This window comes from Cupriavidus oxalaticus (assembly GCF_004768545.1).
In the GTDB taxonomy this organism is placed as follows: domain Bacteria; phylum Pseudomonadota; class Gammaproteobacteria; order Burkholderiales; family Burkholderiaceae; genus Cupriavidus; species Cupriavidus oxalaticus_A.
This window is the reverse complement of the sequence record NZ_CP038635.1, coordinates 2,577,929-2,593,132: the sequence shown is the minus strand read 5'-3', so window position 1 is coordinate 2,593,132 and position 15,204 is coordinate 2,577,929. Positions and strand designations below refer to the sequence as shown.

The 15,204-nt window shown below is 67.7% G+C and carries 15 protein-coding genes; 6 read left to right on the top strand and 9 right to left on the bottom strand.

The window, feature by feature from the left end; translation table 11 throughout:
- Window positions 1-26: 26 nt before the first annotated feature.
- A complete protein-coding gene (locus E0W60_RS22845; RefSeq protein WP_133093076.1) occupies window positions 27-1,019 on the top strand; it encodes a CobD/CbiB family protein in 993 nt (330 codons plus the stop codon).
- A gap of 33 nt (window positions 1,020-1,052) precedes the next feature.
- Here the strand turns inward: E0W60_RS22845 and E0W60_RS22840 are convergent, their stop codons facing one another.
- The 3 genes from E0W60_RS22840 to E0W60_RS22830 are packed head-to-tail and all read right to left on the bottom strand — an operon-like array spanning window position 1,053 to window position 3,642.
- On the bottom strand, window positions 1,053-1,358 hold the full coding sequence (locus E0W60_RS22840) for a putative signal transducing protein (RefSeq protein ID WP_133093075.1): 306 nt from the start codon (window positions 1,356-1,358) through the stop codon (window positions 1,053-1,055).
- Window positions 1,359-1,390: 32 nt separating this feature from the next.
- Window positions 1,391-2,398, bottom strand: a complete 1,008-nt coding sequence (gene rsgA, locus E0W60_RS22835) for a ribosome small subunit-dependent GTPase A (protein ID WP_135705619.1) — start codon at window positions 2,396-2,398, stop codon at window positions 1,391-1,393.
- Window positions 2,395-3,642, bottom strand: a complete 1,248-nt coding sequence (locus tag E0W60_RS22830; RefSeq protein WP_135705618.1) for a M48 family metallopeptidase — start codon at window positions 3,640-3,642, stop codon at window positions 2,395-2,397. The genes rsgA and E0W60_RS22830 overlap by 4 nt, the downstream gene beginning before the upstream one ends.
- Window positions 3,643-3,738: 96 nt before the next feature.
- On the opposite strand from E0W60_RS22830, the gene orn reads away from it, so the two are divergent.
- Both orn and E0W60_RS22820 read left to right on the top strand, forming a co-directional pair.
- On the top strand, window positions 3,739-4,392 hold the full coding sequence (orn, locus tag E0W60_RS22825; protein ID WP_135705617.1) for an oligoribonuclease: 654 nt from the start codon (window positions 3,739-3,741) through the stop codon (window positions 4,390-4,392).
- Between the two features lie 102 nt (window positions 4,393-4,494).
- A complete protein-coding gene (locus tag E0W60_RS22820; protein ID WP_135705616.1) occupies window positions 4,495-5,376 on the top strand; it encodes an AEC family transporter in 882 nt (293 codons plus the stop codon).
- A 52-nt stretch (window positions 5,377-5,428) separates the two neighbouring features.
- Here the strand turns inward: E0W60_RS22820 and mog are convergent, their stop codons facing one another.
- Window positions 5,429-6,076, bottom strand: a complete 648-nt coding sequence (mog, locus tag E0W60_RS22815) for a molybdopterin adenylyltransferase (RefSeq protein ID WP_135705615.1) — start codon at window positions 6,074-6,076, stop codon at window positions 5,429-5,431.
- Entirely contained in the window at window positions 6,073-6,678 is a 606-nt protein-coding gene (gene yjgA, locus E0W60_RS22810) for a ribosome biogenesis factor YjgA (protein ID WP_276609583.1), read from the bottom strand. The genes mog and yjgA overlap by 4 nt, the downstream gene beginning before the upstream one ends.
- Before the next feature lie 66 nt (window positions 6,679-6,744).
- On the opposite strand from yjgA, the gene pmbA reads away from it, so the two are divergent.
- Window positions 6,745-8,112, top strand: coding sequence for a metalloprotease PmbA (gene pmbA, locus E0W60_RS22805; RefSeq protein WP_135705614.1), 1,368 nt, complete (start codon window positions 6,745-6,747; stop codon window positions 8,110-8,112).
- Window positions 8,113-8,159: 47 nt separating this feature from the next.
- On the opposite strand, the gene ilvA is transcribed toward pmbA, so the two are convergent.
- From ilvA to E0W60_RS22785, 4 genes are all read right to left on the bottom strand, one after another.
- Window positions 8,160-9,755: a threonine ammonia-lyase, biosynthetic gene (ilvA, locus tag E0W60_RS22800; protein WP_135705613.1), complete on the bottom strand. Its 1,596-nt coding sequence runs from the start codon at window positions 9,753-9,755 to the stop codon at window positions 8,160-8,162.
- Window positions 9,756-9,969: 214 nt separating this feature from the next.
- A complete protein-coding gene (locus E0W60_RS22795; protein WP_133093066.1) occupies window positions 9,970-10,470 on the bottom strand; it encodes a dihydrofolate reductase in 501 nt (166 codons plus the stop codon).
- Window positions 10,467-11,261 (bottom strand): thymidylate synthase, encoded by a 795-nt coding sequence (locus E0W60_RS22790; RefSeq protein ID WP_133093065.1) that lies wholly within the window; start codon window positions 11,259-11,261, stop codon window positions 10,467-10,469. Before E0W60_RS22790 ends, E0W60_RS22795 begins: the two co-directional genes overlap by 4 nt.
- 131 nt (window positions 11,262-11,392) lie before the next feature.
- Window positions 11,393-12,097 (bottom strand): TerC family protein, encoded by a 705-nt coding sequence (locus E0W60_RS22785; RefSeq protein WP_133093064.1) that lies wholly within the window; start codon window positions 12,095-12,097, stop codon window positions 11,393-11,395.
- A 524-nt stretch (window positions 12,098-12,621) separates the two neighbouring features.
- Here E0W60_RS22785 and egtD point away from each other — a divergent pair.
- A complete protein-coding gene (gene egtD / locus E0W60_RS22780) occupies window positions 12,622-13,725 on the top strand; it encodes an L-histidine N(alpha)-methyltransferase (protein WP_135705612.1) in 1,104 nt (367 codons plus the stop codon).
- A gap of 154 nt (window positions 13,726-13,879) precedes the next feature.
- Window positions 13,880-15,139: an SUMF1/EgtB/PvdO family nonheme iron enzyme gene (locus E0W60_RS22775; RefSeq protein WP_135705611.1), complete on the top strand. Its 1,260-nt coding sequence runs from the start codon at window positions 13,880-13,882 to the stop codon at window positions 15,137-15,139.
- The last annotated feature ends 65 nt before the right edge of the window (window positions 15,140-15,204 follow it).

The window sequence follows — 15,204 nt, the reverse complement described above, 5'->3', positions numbered from 1 at the left end:
GCCCCCCTTGGAACACCCGTACCAAGATGACCTTTGTTTCTATTCTCCTGGCGCTGATCGCCGAGCAGTTCCGCGCCCTGGGCCGCAACAACCCGATCCACGAGATCGTGCGCGCGCTGGGCGACCGCGCCGAGCATGCCTTCGATACCGGCCGCCCCCGCGATGCGGCGCTGGCGTGGTTCACCGTGGTGCTGCCGCTGACGCTGGCAGTGGTCGTGGTGCACTACCTGCTCGCATCGATCAGCGTGGCGCTGACGCTCGCCTGGAACGTGCTGGTGCTCTACATGACGCTGGGCTTCCGCCAGTTCAGCCACTACTTCACCGATATCCATGAGGCGCTGAACCGCGACGACGTCCATACCGCGCGCACGCTGCTGCATGAGTGGACCGGCATCGACACAGTCGATATGCCTGTCACCGAGATCGTGCGGCACACGCTGGAAGCGGCGATCATCGCCGTGCACCGGCATGTGTTCGGCGTGTTCTTCTGGTTCCTGGTGCCGATCGGACCCGGCGGCGTGGTGCTGTACCGCGTCGCGGAATACCTCGGCCGCCACTGGAACGAGCCGTCGACCGAACGCAGCCCCGCGCTGGGCCGCTTTGCCGCGCGCGCGTTCTACTTGCTCGACTGGATCCCCTCGCGCCTGACCGCAATCGGCTTTGCCATCGTGGGCAATTTCGAGGATGCGGTGTATGCGTGGCGCAACCATGCGCGCAAGTGGAACGATGCGGTCAACGGCATCCTGCTCGCCAGCGGCGGCGGGGCGCTGGGCGTGCGCCTGGGCACGCCGCTGGCCGAGGACGATTCCACCGTGGTGCTGCGTACCAGCGCGGTCGGCCCGGCGGTGGACTATGCGCCGGGCATGGAAGAGGACAACGGTCCTGAGCCGTCGGCGCCGGAGTTCGGCGCCGAGCCAGGCGTGCGCACGCTGCAGTCGGCTGTCGGGCTGGTATGGCGTGCGGTGGTGCTGTGGATGCTGCTGCTCGCCATGGTGTCGCTGGCGCTGTGGGTGGGCTGATACCGGCGTCGTATATGAAAGGGCCGCCCGGCGCTAGTCGCGCGCCGCGCCGCAGCGCCAGCAGGCGCCAAATTGCGCCTCATGCCATTCGTGGCAGTGGCGGCATTGCCAGCTTGGCCCTGGCACCGGGTTCGCGGCGGCATTGAGGGCTGCCCACGCCTGCGCTTCCATGTCGTCATCGAGCAGCCAGACCTGCGGCGCACTTTCCCGGAATGGGATCTCGCCGGTGGCGCCACCCAGCCAGGTGTTGCGTAGTTCCGCCCGGATGCCGGCGGCCCGCAGCACATTCTGGCAATGGGCGGCGTGAACCAGCGAGGTGGCGTACAGCAGCAGTTTCATGGCGACTCACCGGTTACCCAGGCGCATTCACCTTACCACGGCTTCTGCTGGCTGGACTCGTGCAGCAGCTGCGCGTAGAGCTGGTGGCGGCGCTCGGCGATCGCTCCCGACGCCACTGCCGCCAGCACGCCGCAGCCGGGTTCGTTGGTGTGGTGGCAGTTGTAGAAGCGGCACTCCGTCAGCAGCGGACGGAACTCGGGGAAGGCGCGTTCCAGCATGCCTTCGCTCAGGTGGTACAGGCCGAATTCCTGGAAACCGGGCGAGTCGATCAGCGCACCATGGCGCCCGTCGACCATGCCCCAGTCCGCCGGCAGGTGATACAGCCGCGTGAAGGTGGTGGTGTGCTTGCCGGAATCAAGCTTGGCCGAGATCTCGCGCGTCTGCGCATCCACCCCGGGAATCAGCAGGTTCAGCAGCGACGACTTGCCCATGCCCGACTGGCCGATCAGGATGCTGGACAGCCCCGCCAGCCGCGGTTGCAGCGCCGCCAGCGCCTGTTCCGGGTTGGCGCGCACCGACAGTTCCAGCGTGTCATAGCCCAGCTCGCGGTACAGCGCCAGGCGCCGGCGCGCCTCGTCCAGCCGCTCGGGCAGGTCGGTCTTGTTGAGCACGATCAGGGGCCGGATCTCCAGCGCCTCGGCCGATACCAGCGCACGTCCCAGCAAGTCTTCGGAAAAGCCCGGCTCGGTCGCCAGCACGATGATGACCTGGTCGATATTGGCCGCCAGCAGCTTGGACTTGAACTGGTCGGAACGGTGCAGCAGGTTCTTGCGCGCCTGGACCCTGGTGATCACGCACTGGTCCGCCGCGGCGCGCTCGACGCTGACATGGTCGCCGACGGCGCTGTCGCTCTTCTTGCCGCGCGGGAAGGCATGCATGCGCGTGCCGTCGGCCAGCTCGACGACGTAGTGCCGGCCGTGCGCGGCGATGATCAGTGCGGGCTCGGCGCTTGTGCCTGCATTTGTGCCTGCATTTGCGCGTGCATTCGCGCCGGCATTATTGGCGCCGCCGGCGCCGCGGTGTCGGGAGGTACGGCTCATGCGTGCGCCAGCAACCGGTCGATCCGCTGCGCGGCGGGCGGATGCGAGTAGTAGAAGGCGCTGTAGAGCGGATCGGGCGTGAGGGTCGAAGCGTTGTCCTTGTACAGCTTCACCAGTGCCGACACCAGGTGGCCGGCGTTGGTCTGGTCGGCGGCGAAGGCGTCGGCCTCGAATTCATGGCGGCGCGACGACTGGCTCGACAGCGGCCCCAGCAGGAAGGTGAACACCGGCAGCGTCAGGAAGAACAGCACCAGTGCCAGCGCATGGTTGGATACGCCCAGGTTGGGCGCCACGCCGAGGCCCGTGTAGAACCACGTGCGCGTTGCCAGCCAGCCCAACAGCGCCAGGAATACCAGGCTCAGCGCAAAGGTGACGGCGATGCGCTTGGCCACGTGGCGGCGCTTGAAGTGGCCGAGTTCGTGCGCCAGCACCGCCTCGATCTCGTCGCCCGACAGGCGCGCCAGCAGCGTGTCGAAGAAGACGATGCGCTTGGCCGCGCCGAAGCCGGTGAAGTAGGCGTTGCCGTGCGCGCTGCGCTTGCTGCCGTCCATCACGAACAGGCCCTTGCTGGCAAAGCCGCAGCGCTGCATCAGGCCCTCGATGCGCTGGCGCAGCGATTCGTCGGCCAGCGGCTCGAACTTGTTGAACAGCGGCGCGATAAAGGTCGGGAACACCACCAGCAGGAACAGGTTGAAGCCCATCCATACCAGCCACGTCCACAGCCACCACAGCGAGCCGGCGCGTTCCATCAGCCACAGCACCGCCAGCAGCAGCGGCAGGCCCAGCACGCTGGCGACCGCCAGCATCTTGACCATGTCGGCCAGCCACAGGCCGAAGGTCATCTTGTTGAAGCCAAAGCGCTCCTCGATGCCGAACTGGCCATAGAGCGCGAAGGGCAGGTCGACCAGCCCCCCGATCACCGCCACGCTGGCGACCAGCGCCACGCCATACGCATAGCCCGGGCCGAAGGTCTCCAGCCAGAACTGGTTGAGCCACTGCAGCCCGCCCAGCATGGTGAAGCCGATCAGCACCGCGGCGCCTGCCAGCACTTCAAGCATCGACAGCCGGGTGCGGGCGACGGTGTAGTCGGCCGCCTTCTGGTGCGAGGCGAGCGAGATGGTGTCGGCAAACCGCGCCGGCACCGCGTTGCGGTGCTGTGCCACATGGCGCACCTGGCGCGCGGCCAGCCAGAGCTTGGTCAGCACCATCAGCACCAGCGCGGCGAGGAAGACAAAGGTGAACATCGGCAAGAGCCTTGGAACGGATATGCGAGAATTATAAGTTGTTCGCGTCCGCCTCCGCCGCCGACGCTTCCCCAAATCCCTTTCTCAGCAGTCCCGATGACCACCCACGCCACCGCCAAATCCGTCAAGAGCGAACACAACCTGATCTGGCTCGATATGGAAATGACCGGCTTGCAGCCGGATACCGACCGCATTATCGAAGTGGCGATCGTCATTACCGACTCCGAGCTCAATATCCTGGCCGAAGGCCCGGTGCTGGTGATCCACCAGAGCGACGCCGTGCTCGACGGCATGGACAACTGGAACAAGGGCACCCACGGCCGCTCCGGCCTGATCGACAAGGTCAAGGCGTCCACGCTGACCGAGGAGCAGGCCGAGGCCGAGCTGCTGGCCTTCCTCAAGCGCTGGGTGCCGGCCGGCAAGTCGCCGATGTGCGGCAACTCGATCTGCCAGGACCGCCGCTTCATGGCGCGCTACATGCCCAAGCTGGAGGCGTTCTTCCACTACCGCAACCTGGACGTGTCCACGCTCAAGGAGCTGTGCAAGCGCTGGGAGCCGGTCATCCACAAGGGCTTCGTCAAGCGCCAGCTGCACACGGCGCTGGCCGACATCCTGGAATCGGTGGAAGAGCTGCGCTACTACCGCACGCACTTTATCCGTCACACGCCGCCGGGCGCACCGGCCGCCGCTACTCCGGCCGCCGCTACTCCGGCTGCTGATACTCCGGCTGCCGACACCCCGGCGCAATAAGCCGGCGCTAATAAGCCGGCTTCGCGGCCTCCGACAACAACAACCAACCACCACCCGACGGGGCGCGCGCTGCCCTCCCGGGCACCTCCCGTCGAGCCTGCCATGTTCGAGCGCATCGTATCCATCATCACGCCGGTCATCCTGATCATCCTGGTCGGGTGGCTGTACGGGCGCAAGGCCCACCCGGACATGGCCGGGATCAATCGCGCCACCCTCGATGTGATCGCGCCGCTGCTGGTGGTGTCGGCTTTTGTCAGCAAGGACTTCGTGCTGGCAGACCAGCTGGCGCTGCTGGTCTGCGCGGTGGCGGTGGTGTTCGGTTCGGGCGTGCTGGCGTGGGCGGTGGCGCGGCTGCTCAAGGTCGATCCGCGTACCTTCGTGCCGCCGATGATGTTCAACAACTGCGGCAACATGGGCTTGCCGCTGTCGGTCTTTGCCTTCGGCCACGCCGGGCTGGCTCCGGCGGTGGCGCTGTTCGCGGCGTCGAACCTGATGCACTTCACCCTCGGCCTGAAGATCGTCAACCGGCATGCGTCGATGGCACAGATCGCGCGCAACCCGATGGTGCTGGCCACGGTGGCCGGTGTCGGGCTGTCGCTGGCGCGGCCCTGGTTCACCTTGCCGGACCCGGTCTACCAGTCGGTCAAGCTGCTGGGCGATGCCACTGTGCCGCTGATGCTGTTCGCCCTGGGCGTGCGCATGAAGGACGTGAGCCTGCGCAACTGGGGCATGGGCGTGGTGGGCGCGGTGGCGTGCCCGCTGACCGGCGTCGCGGTGGCGCTGCTGCTGGCGCAGTGGGTGCCGCTGACGGAACTGCAGCGCGGGCTGCTGTTCGTTTTCGCGGCGCTGCCGCCGGCGGTGCTGAACTTCCTGATCGCCGACCATTTCCGGCAGGAGCCCGACCAGGTCGCGTCGATCGTGCTGCTCGGCAATATTGCCGCGGTGGTGTTCGTGCCGCTGGGGTTGTACCTGGGATTGCGCTGAGGCGCGGGATGGCTGCCGCCGGCAGGCGCCGGCGGCGCGGTTGGGGTGTGACTTACGCAGCAGGCTTGGCGCGCACCGCGTTCTTCGGCCGCCAGGCCTTGACCACGGCCTCGTCGGTTTCCATGTAAGGCCCGCCGATCAGGTCGATGCAATACGGCACCGCGGCAAAGATGCCTTGCACCACCGGCTTGCCGTCGGCATCGCGCAGGCCTTCCAGCGTCTCGCGGATGGCGCGCGGCTGGCCGGGCAGGTTGATGATCAGCGCGGCGCGGCTGGCGGTCTCGCGGATCACCGCCACCTGGCGCGACAGGATCGCGGTCGGCACGAAGTGCAGGCTTACTTGCCGCATTTGCTCGCCGAAGCCCGGCATTTCCTTGGTCGCCACGGCCAGCGTGGCCTCCGGCGTGACATCGCGCCGCGCCGGGCCGGTGCCGCCGGTGGTCAGCACCAGGTCGCAGCCGGCCACATCCACCAGCTCGATCAGCGTGCGCGAGATCTGCGCCTGCTCGTCCGGAATCAGCCGCTCCACCGCCTGCCACGGCGAGGTCATCGTGCGGCCGAACCACTCGCGCAGCGCCGGGATGCCTTCATCCTGGTAGGTGCCGGCCGAGGCGCGGTCCGAGACCGAGACAAAGCCGACGACGAGTTCGTCGGGATGGTTGCGGGATACCGGCTGCGTCGACTGCGTGGTCTGGGTCATGCCTCGGGCTCCGGTGAAGGGGCTGCGTCGGTGGAGGCAGCGCCGTCCTTGGCGTCGAGCGCTGCCTTGATGGCCTGGAACAGTTCGCGGAAGTAGCGCGGCGGCTTGGCCTGCTCCTTCTCCTTGCGTGCGTTGCGGATGATGTTGCGCAGCGACTGCACGTCGGCGACCGGGTGCTCGCCGAGGAAGCGCGTCAGCGCCGCGTCGTCGGCCAGCAGCAGCTCGCGCCAGCGCTCGATCAGGTGCATGCGGGCGGTCTCGGCCTTGCTGGTGCCCTTGAAGCCTTCCAGCGCGGCGCGGATCGCATCGACCTCGTCGTCGTCCAGGCCGCGCATGACCTTGCCCACGAACTGCATCTGGCGGCGCTTGCCTTCATGGCTGGTGATGCGGCGGGCCTCGTGGATGGCGTCGGCCAGCGACTCGGGCATGGGCACGCGCGCCAGCCGGTCCTTGGGCAGCGCTTCCAGCTCGGCGCCAAGGTCCTGCAGGGCGGTCATGTCGCGCTTGCGCTGCGACTTGCTTTTCGGTTCGTCGTCTTCGGGCTCCGGCGAAAACGCGCCGGGGAAGCGCGAGCCTTGGGAATTACGGGAATTTCGCGTCATGACCGGCATTTTATCTTGCTATGATTCCCGCTTGGACTTTTGATGACCCCCAGGCACGGATCCCCCATGGACCAGATCGCAGAACAGACCGCGCATTTCACCTACACCCAGGCCCAGCTCAGCGAGATGGCCGCCGATGTGCTGCGTGTGGCACGCGAGCTGGGCGCAACGGACGCCGCCACGGAGATCTCCGAAGGCAGCGGCCTGTCCGTATCGGTGCGCAAGGGGCAGGTGGAAACGATCGAGCAGAACCGCGACAAGGTGGTCGGCGTCACGGTCATGATCGGCAAGCGCCGCGGCAATGCCAGCACCTCGGACTTCTCGCCGGCCGCGCTGCGCGCCACTGCCGAGGCAGCCTACAACATCGCCCGCTTCACCGCGGAAGACGAGTGTGCGGGCCTGGCCGAGGAAGAGCTGCTGGAGCGCTCGCCGCAGGACCTGGACCTGTTCCATCCGTGGACCATCGATGCCGAGGCCGCCATCGACATCGCCACCCGCGCCGAGGCCGCCGCCTTCGCGGTGTCGCCGCGTATCCGCAACAGCGACGGCGCCAGCGTGTCGGCGCAGCATTCGCAGTTCGTGCTGGCGACCACGCGCGGTTTCTCGGGCGGCTATCCGTATTCGCGCCATTTCATCTCGTGCGCGCCGATCGCCGGCAGCGGCAGCGGCATGCAGCGCGATGACTGGTACTCGTCCAAGCGCGCGCCGCTGGCACTGGCCAACCCCGAGGACATCGGCCGCTACGCCGCCGAGCGCGCGCTGGCGCGGCTGCAGGCGCGCAAGCTGTCCACGCGCCGCTGCCCGGTGCTGTTCGAGGCGCCGCTGGCCGCCGGCCTGCTGGGCGCCTTCGTGCAGGCGGTGTCGGGCGGGGCGCTGTACCGCAAGTCCACCTTCCTGTGCGATACGCTGGGCAAGGCCGTGTTCGCGCCGCACGTGCAGATCCACGAGCAGCCGCACACCCCGGGCGCGATGGGCAGCGCCCCGTTCGATGAGGAAGGCGTGCGCACGCGCGAGCGCGACGTGGTGCGCGACGGCGTGGTGCAGGGCTACTTCCTGTCGACCTATTCTGCGCGCAAGCTCGGCATGAAGACCACCGGCAACGCCGGCGGCTCGCACAACCTGACGCTGCACAGCAACCTGACCGAGCCTGGCGACGACTTCCCGGCGATGCTGCGCAAGCTCGGCACCGGCCTGCTGGTGACAGAACTGATGGGGCAGGGCGTCAACTACGTCACCGGCGATTATTCGCGCGGCGCGTCGGGCTACTGGGTCGAGAACGGCGTGATCCAGTACCCGGTGGAAGAAATCACCATTGCCGGCAATATGGCCGAGATGTTCCGGCAGATCGTTGCGATCGGAGCCGATTCGCTGATCCGCGGCACCAAGGAAACCGGCTCGATCCTGATCGAGCAGATGACCATCGCCGGCAACTGATCGGCACTGACCGACTGGCGAGCTGCCTGCGGGCGGCTCGCTTGCGTTTACGCGAGGAACATGCGGTACGCCGGGTTGTCGCTGACTTCCTGCCACGGATAGCCCAGCGTGGCCAGCCGCTCGCGGAAAGCCTGCACCTGGCCGTCGGTCACCTCGTCGGTCACCTGAATGCCGGCCAGCACCGATCCCGTATCGCCGCCCTGGTTGCGGTAGTGGAACAGGCTGATGTTCCAGTCCGGCGCCAGCGCCGACAGGAAGGCCATCAATGCCCCCGGCTTCTCGGGGAATTCAAAGCGGAACAGGCGCTCGCCGCGCGCCAGCGGCGAGCGGCCGCCGATCATATGCCGCACGTGCTCCTTGGCCACCTCGTCGGCGGTCAGGTCGATCGCCGGGAAGCCGTCGGCGTGCAGCGTGTCGAGGATCTCCGTCGCCTCGCCGGCCGTGCGCAGTTGCATGCCGACAAAGACGTGCGCGGTCTGCGCATCGGCAATCCGGTAGGTGAACTCGCTGATCTGCCTGTGGCCCACGCGGGCGCACAGGCGCCGGAACGCGCCGCAGGTTTCGGGCAGCGTCACGCCGAACATGGCTTCGCGCGCATTGCCCAGTTCGGCGCGATCCGCGACGAAACGCATGCGCTCGAAGTTGATATTGGCCCCGGAGGTCACCGCCACCAGCGTCTGGTTGCGCAGGCCCTCGCGCATCGCATACTGCTTGGCCGCTGCCACCGCCAGCGCGCCGGCGGGTTCCAGCACGCTGCGGGTGTCCTCGAACACATCCTTGATCGCCGCGCACAGCGCGTCGGTGTCGACGGTGACGATCTCGTCCAGATAGCGCCGGCACAGCCTGAAGGTCTCTTCGCCGACCAGCTTGACCGCGGTGCCGTCCGAGAACAGTCCCACTTCCTCCAGCTCGACGCGCCGCCCTGCGCGCACCGATTGCGCCATCGCGCACGAGTCGTCCGTCTGCACGCCGATGACCCTGATCTCCGGCCGCACCGCCTTGACGTAGGTGGCCACGCCCGCGGCGAGGCTGCCGCCGCCGATCGGCACGAAGATCGCGTGGATCGGGCCGCGGTGCGCGTTGAGGATTTCCGCCGCGACGGTTCCCTGGCCGGCGATGACATCGGGGTCATCGAATGCCGGGATGAAAGTCAGTCCGTGCTCGGCCTGCAGCTGCATCGCATGACGGTAGGCGTCGGTATAGGAGTCGCCGGCCTGCACCACCTCGACGGTGGGCCCGCCGTGCGCGCGCGCTGCGTCGACCTTGACCTGCGGCGCCGTGGTCGGCACTACGATCAGCGCGCGCACGCCGAGCCGCGCCGCGGACAGCGCCACGCCTTGCGCATGGTTGCCGGCCGAGGCGGTGATGACGCCGCGCCGCAGCGCTTCGGGGCTCAGCTGCGCCATCTTGTTGTAGGCGCCGCGCAGCTTGAACGAGAACACCGGCTGGGTGTCTTCGCGCTTGAGGTAGACCTGGTTGTGCAGCCGCGCGGACAGGTGCCTGGCAAAGTCCAGCTCCGTCTCGCGCGCCACATCGTAGACGCGCGCGGTCAGGATGCGCTTCAGGTAGGCGTGATGGTCGGATGCGGCGGAGGTGGCGACTTCGGTGGCGACTTCGGTGGTCGCTTCGGCAGTGGCTTGCATGGAGTGGCTCCGGGATTCGTTGTCGATTGCCCTGGAGCCGGAAAACAAAACACCCGCCTGCAGGGCGGGTGTTTGCGGAAATCTGGTTCTGGACGCGCGCTAACCCACCATTCGGAGAATGGTGCGAATAATTCGCGCGATGGGGAGGTGACGGCGGTCCATGGGGCAGACTTTGGGCGATGCGGCGGGATTTGTCAATGCCGCCGGCATCGGCTCAGGACTCTTCCGAAGGCGGCCGATCGTAGGTGACGAACGCATAGTCGAAGCCGTTGGCCTCGGAATGATGCGTCTCGCGCGCGGTTTCCAGCCATTGCGTGCGGTCGATCGGCGGGAAGAAGGCGTCGCCTTCCACGTCGGCATCGATTTCGGTCACGACCAGCCGGTCGGCGCTCGGCATCGCCTCGGCATACAGCTGCGCGCCGCCGATCAGGAAGATCTGGTCGACGCCCACGCACAGGCGCTGCGCGTCTTCCAGCGACGTTGCCACCTCGGCGCCTTCGATGCGCAGGTCCGGGTTGCGGCTGACCACGATATTGCGCCGGCCCGGCAGCGGGCGGCCGATCGAGTCCCAGGTCTTGCGGCCCATGATCACGGGCGCGCCCATGGTGGTGCGCTTGAAATGCGCCAGGTCTTCGGGCAGGCGCCACGGCAGCGTGTTGTCGCGGCCGATGGTGCCGTTGCGGGCCTTGGCGACTACCAGCGTCAGGATCGTCATACGGCCACCGGTGCCTTGATGGCGGCATGCGACTGGTAGCCGTCCAGTTCGAAGTCTTCGTAGCGGTAGTCGAAGATGCTGTCGGGCTTGCGCACGATCTTCAGTCGCGGCAGCGGCAGTGGCTCACGCGCCAGCTGAGTCTGCACCTGCTCGAAGTGGTTGTTGTAGATGTGGCAGTCGCCGCCGGTCCAGATAAAGTCGCCCACTTCCAGCCCGGCCTGCTGCGCGATCATGTGCGTCAGCAGCGCATAGCTTGCGATATTGAAGGGCACGCCCAGGAAAATATCGGCGCTGCGCTGGTACAGCTGGCACGACAGCTTGCCGTCGGCCACGTAGAACTGGAAGAACGCGTGGCAGGGCGGCAGCTTCATGCGCGGGATATCGGCCACGTTCCAGGCCGACACGATCAGCCGGCGCGAGTCCGGGTTGGCGCGGATCTGCGCCATCAGGTCGGTGATCTGGTCGATATGGCGGCCATCCGGCGCCGGCCACGAGCGCCACTGCGAGCCGTACACCGGGCCCAGTTCGCCGTTCTCGTCGGCCCATTCGTCCCAGATGCTGACGCCGTTTTCCTGCAGCCAGCGCACGTTGGTCGAGCCCTGCAGGAACCACAGCAGTTCCAGGATGATGGACTTCAGGTGCAGCTTCTTGGTGGTCACCACCGGGAAGCCTTCGCGCAGGTCGAAGCGCATCTGGTAGCCGAACACCGAGCGCGTGCCGGTGCCGGTGCGGTCGGCCTTGTCGGTGCCATGCTCGTACACATGGCGCATGAAGTCGAGATACTGTTTCATCGGCGCGGGGCAGGGGATGTGACGCGGGCGCTGGACCCGCAAAGCAGGCATTTTAAAGCAAGAAGGGCCACCCTTCCGGGCGGCCCTTCCGTCAGCGGGCCGGGGCGGCTGCCCCGGCACGGCGGCAAGCCTTAGTGGCTGCCAGCCGGTTCCTGCTGGTCGCGGCGCTTCTGCACCAGGTAGCCGGCACCCAGCACGCCGCCGATGATCAGCACGTACAGGCCCCAGTTGACTACCGGGTTGGCCTCGAAGAAGGCCTTGACCAGCGGCTCGTGCACGATCATCTTGACCGCCGTGAACGCCAGCACGCCCGCGCCCACGTAGATGATGGCCGGGAAGCGCGACATCAGCTTGAGCACCAGGCTCGAGCCCCACACCACGATGGGGATGCTGATCAGCAGGCCCAGCACCACCAGCAGGAAGCTGCCGTGCGCGGCGCCGGCCACGGCCAGCACGTTGTCCACGCCCATCACCGCATCGGCGATGATGATGGTCTTCATCGCGCCCCACAGGGTCGCGGCGCCCGAGCCGTGCCCTTCTTCACCGCCTTCGTCGGAGAGCAGCTTGTAGGCGATCCACACCAGCGCCAGGCCACCGACCAGCAGCAGCCCGGGGATCTTCAGCAGCCAGACCACGCCGATCGTCATGGCCGAACGCACCACCACGGCACCGATGGTGCCCCAGATGATGGCCTTCTTTTGCAGGTGCGGGGGCAGGTTGCGTGCCGCCAGTGCGATCACGATGGCATTGTCGCCGGCCAGCACCAGGTCAATGACGACAATCGACAGCAGCGCCGTCAGGAACTGCATCGTGAACAGATCGGTAAACCACTCCATGAACTCTCCTCAGGGTACAAAACAGCGCAAACGCGCACGCTTAACGTTGGTTCGCCTGGATTCGCGGAGCACGGGGCATGGGGGCGCCTTTGCAAACCATGAAGTCCAGGTTGCAAAGGTCTTGCTCGACCACAAGCGCGGTATGCGCACCGGTGGTCAGCACAACCGGAGACGAAGTCCCGGAATGACGATTGTGCTAAGGGCATCAGCCCCGGAGCTACTCCCCTTTGAGGGTCGCGGGCCACGGAGGCCGCGCTGGGCGGCATTATAAACGAACTGTTGCCGGTGTGGCGCATTAGGGGAGATACCGACTCAAGTTGCGGTGGGTGCTGCATCGTGCCCCTCCCGGCATGCAACGGTGCGCAATCCGCCGGATGCACCTATCCTTGAAGCTCGGTTCCGCCCGATGCGCGCCGGACAGCACAGGAGCGGGTTGCGGAGACCGGCGCGCACGACATGCACAGCGCGACCTTGGGGAATACGCAGTGAAGCAGTGACCATTCGCGACCACACAAGGAAACGTCATGCCGGCTGTCCCGAACCCGCCGAACGCCCCTTCCCAGCACACCCAGCAGACCACTCCCCGCAACCACCACAACGGCCATGCCGTCTCGCCGGCGCCCGGCGCCCAGCCCGCGCTGGTCGCCCTGGCCGACGGCCACGCCCACCGCCCGCCGCCACAGCCCGAGTTCGTGCAGCAGTATTGCGAGGACAGCGGCGCCCTGCGCCGGCAAGTGCTGGCCGGGCTGTGCGCCGAGCCGGCCGCGATCAGTCCCAAGTTCTTCTACGACGTGCTGGGCTCGCGCCTGTTCGAGGCGATCACCGACCTGCCCGAGTACTATCCGACACGCACCGAGGCAGCGATCTTTGCCAGCGCCGCCCCCGCCATCGCGGCACGCGCCGGCAGCGGCTGCGTGCTGGTGGACCTGGGCGCCGGCAATTGCGAGAAGGCCGCGCGCCTGTTCGGCAGCCTGCGTCCGGCACAGTACGTGGCCCTCGATATCTCGGTCGATTTCCTGCGCACGACGCTGTCGGCGCTGCAGCAGCAACATCCCGGCATCCCGATGCTGGGGCTGGGCGCCGACCTGTGCGCGCCGTTCGACCTGCCCCGCAATGTCAGGCGCGGCAGGCGGCTGTTTTTCTACCCGGGCTCGAGCATCGGCAATTTCTCCCCGATGGAAGCGCTGGCGCTATTGCAGCGGCTGCGCGGCGCGGCAGGGCGCGGCGATGGCGTGCTCATCGGCGTCGACCTGCACAAGGATGAGGCGGCGCTGGTGTCCGCCTACGACGATGCGCTGGGCGTCACCGCTGCCTTTAACCGCAATATGCTGCGCAACGTGAACCGGATCGTCGGCACCGACTTCGAGCTGGCAGACTGGCGCCACGTGGCCAGCTTCGACCGCGAGGCGTCGCGCATCCAGATGCACCTGGCGGCATGCCGCGACGTGCGCGTGCAGTGGGAGGGCGGCGCGCGCGAGTTCGGCGCGGGCGAGCGCATCCATACCGAGGATTCGTACAAGTACAAGCCTGACGATTTCGCGCTGCTGCTCGAAGCGGCCGGGTTTGAGGACCCGGTCTGCTGGACCGATCCGCGCGGCTGGTTCGCGGTGTTCCACGCGCGCGGCTGAGCCTGCCGGCCCTGCCCCGGGTTGCCGCCGGGCTGCTCCGGGCAGGGCCGGCAGGTGGTGTCATAATGGCCGCACCGGCGTGCGCTGCAGGCTGCACGCCGGTGCGGCCATTGCCTTCCCACTCCATCTAACTGCGAACTGCGCGGACCTGTCGATGAGCGGCTTTCCCATGCTTCCCGATCTCTATTTCACCGGCGGCAAGGCGGCCTGGTCCGACCCGCGCCGGCTGCCGCGCGAAGGCTTGGCGCAGGCGCTGGTCGAGACGCGCAACCGCACGCTGGCATGGCTGGCACCGTTCGGCCAGACCCGCCGCGCCTGGGACGTGCCGCGCCAGTATGACGCCGACCCGCCGCTATGGACACTGGGCCATGTTGCCTGGCATGCGGAGTGGTGGTGCCTGCGCGGCGTGCGCCAGATAGACCGCGGCGGCGTGCCGGTGCCGGTGGCGTCCGAGCCCTCGCTGCTCGACGGCGCCGACGAATGGTTCGATCCCGACCGTATCGGCCCGGACGAGCGCTGGGAAGTCACGCTACCCGACGTGGCCGTGGTCAAGCGCTATGCCGCCGATGTGCTCGACGGCTTGCTGCGCCGGGTGGCATTGCTGCCCGACGACAGCGACCTGACCCTGTACCCGTACCGCCGCGCGCTGTTCCATGAGGATGGGCAGGGCGAGGGGCTGGCCGCGCTGCTGCAGGCGCTGGGCATGGCGCCCGCGGAATCGGCGCCCGCCACGGGCCTTGCCCGGCCAGCCGGGCAGGGCGGCACGCTGCAGTTCCCGGGCGGGCGCTTCACGCTGGGCTGGAGCGAGGCGGACGGCTTTGCGTGGCCCGACGAACTGCCGCCGCAACCGACCTATGTGCCGGCCTTCGAGATGGATGTCGCGCCGGTCAGCAACGCGCAGTTCCTGGAATTCATCGAAGACGGCGGCTACGAGCGGCCCGCGTGGTGGTCGGCGTCGGGCCGCCAGTGGCTGATGACGCAGGAGCGCTCGTCCCCGCGCTACTGGTCACGCCATCCGGACTCGCGCCAATGGATGGTGGAGCGCTTCGGCACGCTGCGCACGCTCAATCCCGACGAAGCGGTGCGCCACGTGACGCTGTTCGAAGCACAGGCGTGGTGTGTGTGGGCCGGCCGGCGCCTGCCGGCGGAATCGGAATGGGAGCTGGCAGCCACGCAGAACCGCGGGCTGCAATGGGGCGCGTTGCGCGAGTGGACGGCGACGCCGTACGAGCCTTACGCGGGCTTCAACGCGGCGCCGTCGGACGGCGAGTTTGTCGGCCGCTTCAGCACGCACCAGGCGGTGCGCGGCGTATCGTTCGCCAGCCCGTCGCGGCTGCGCCATGCGCGGGCGCGCTGGGCGCTGCTGCCGGAGGATGACCTGGCGTTCGTCGGCTTCCGGACCTGCGCGCTGTAGCGTCTTTCGCGCGCATGCAAAAAGGGCACCCTCGGGTGCCCTTTTTGCTGCCGGTGGCAAGGTGC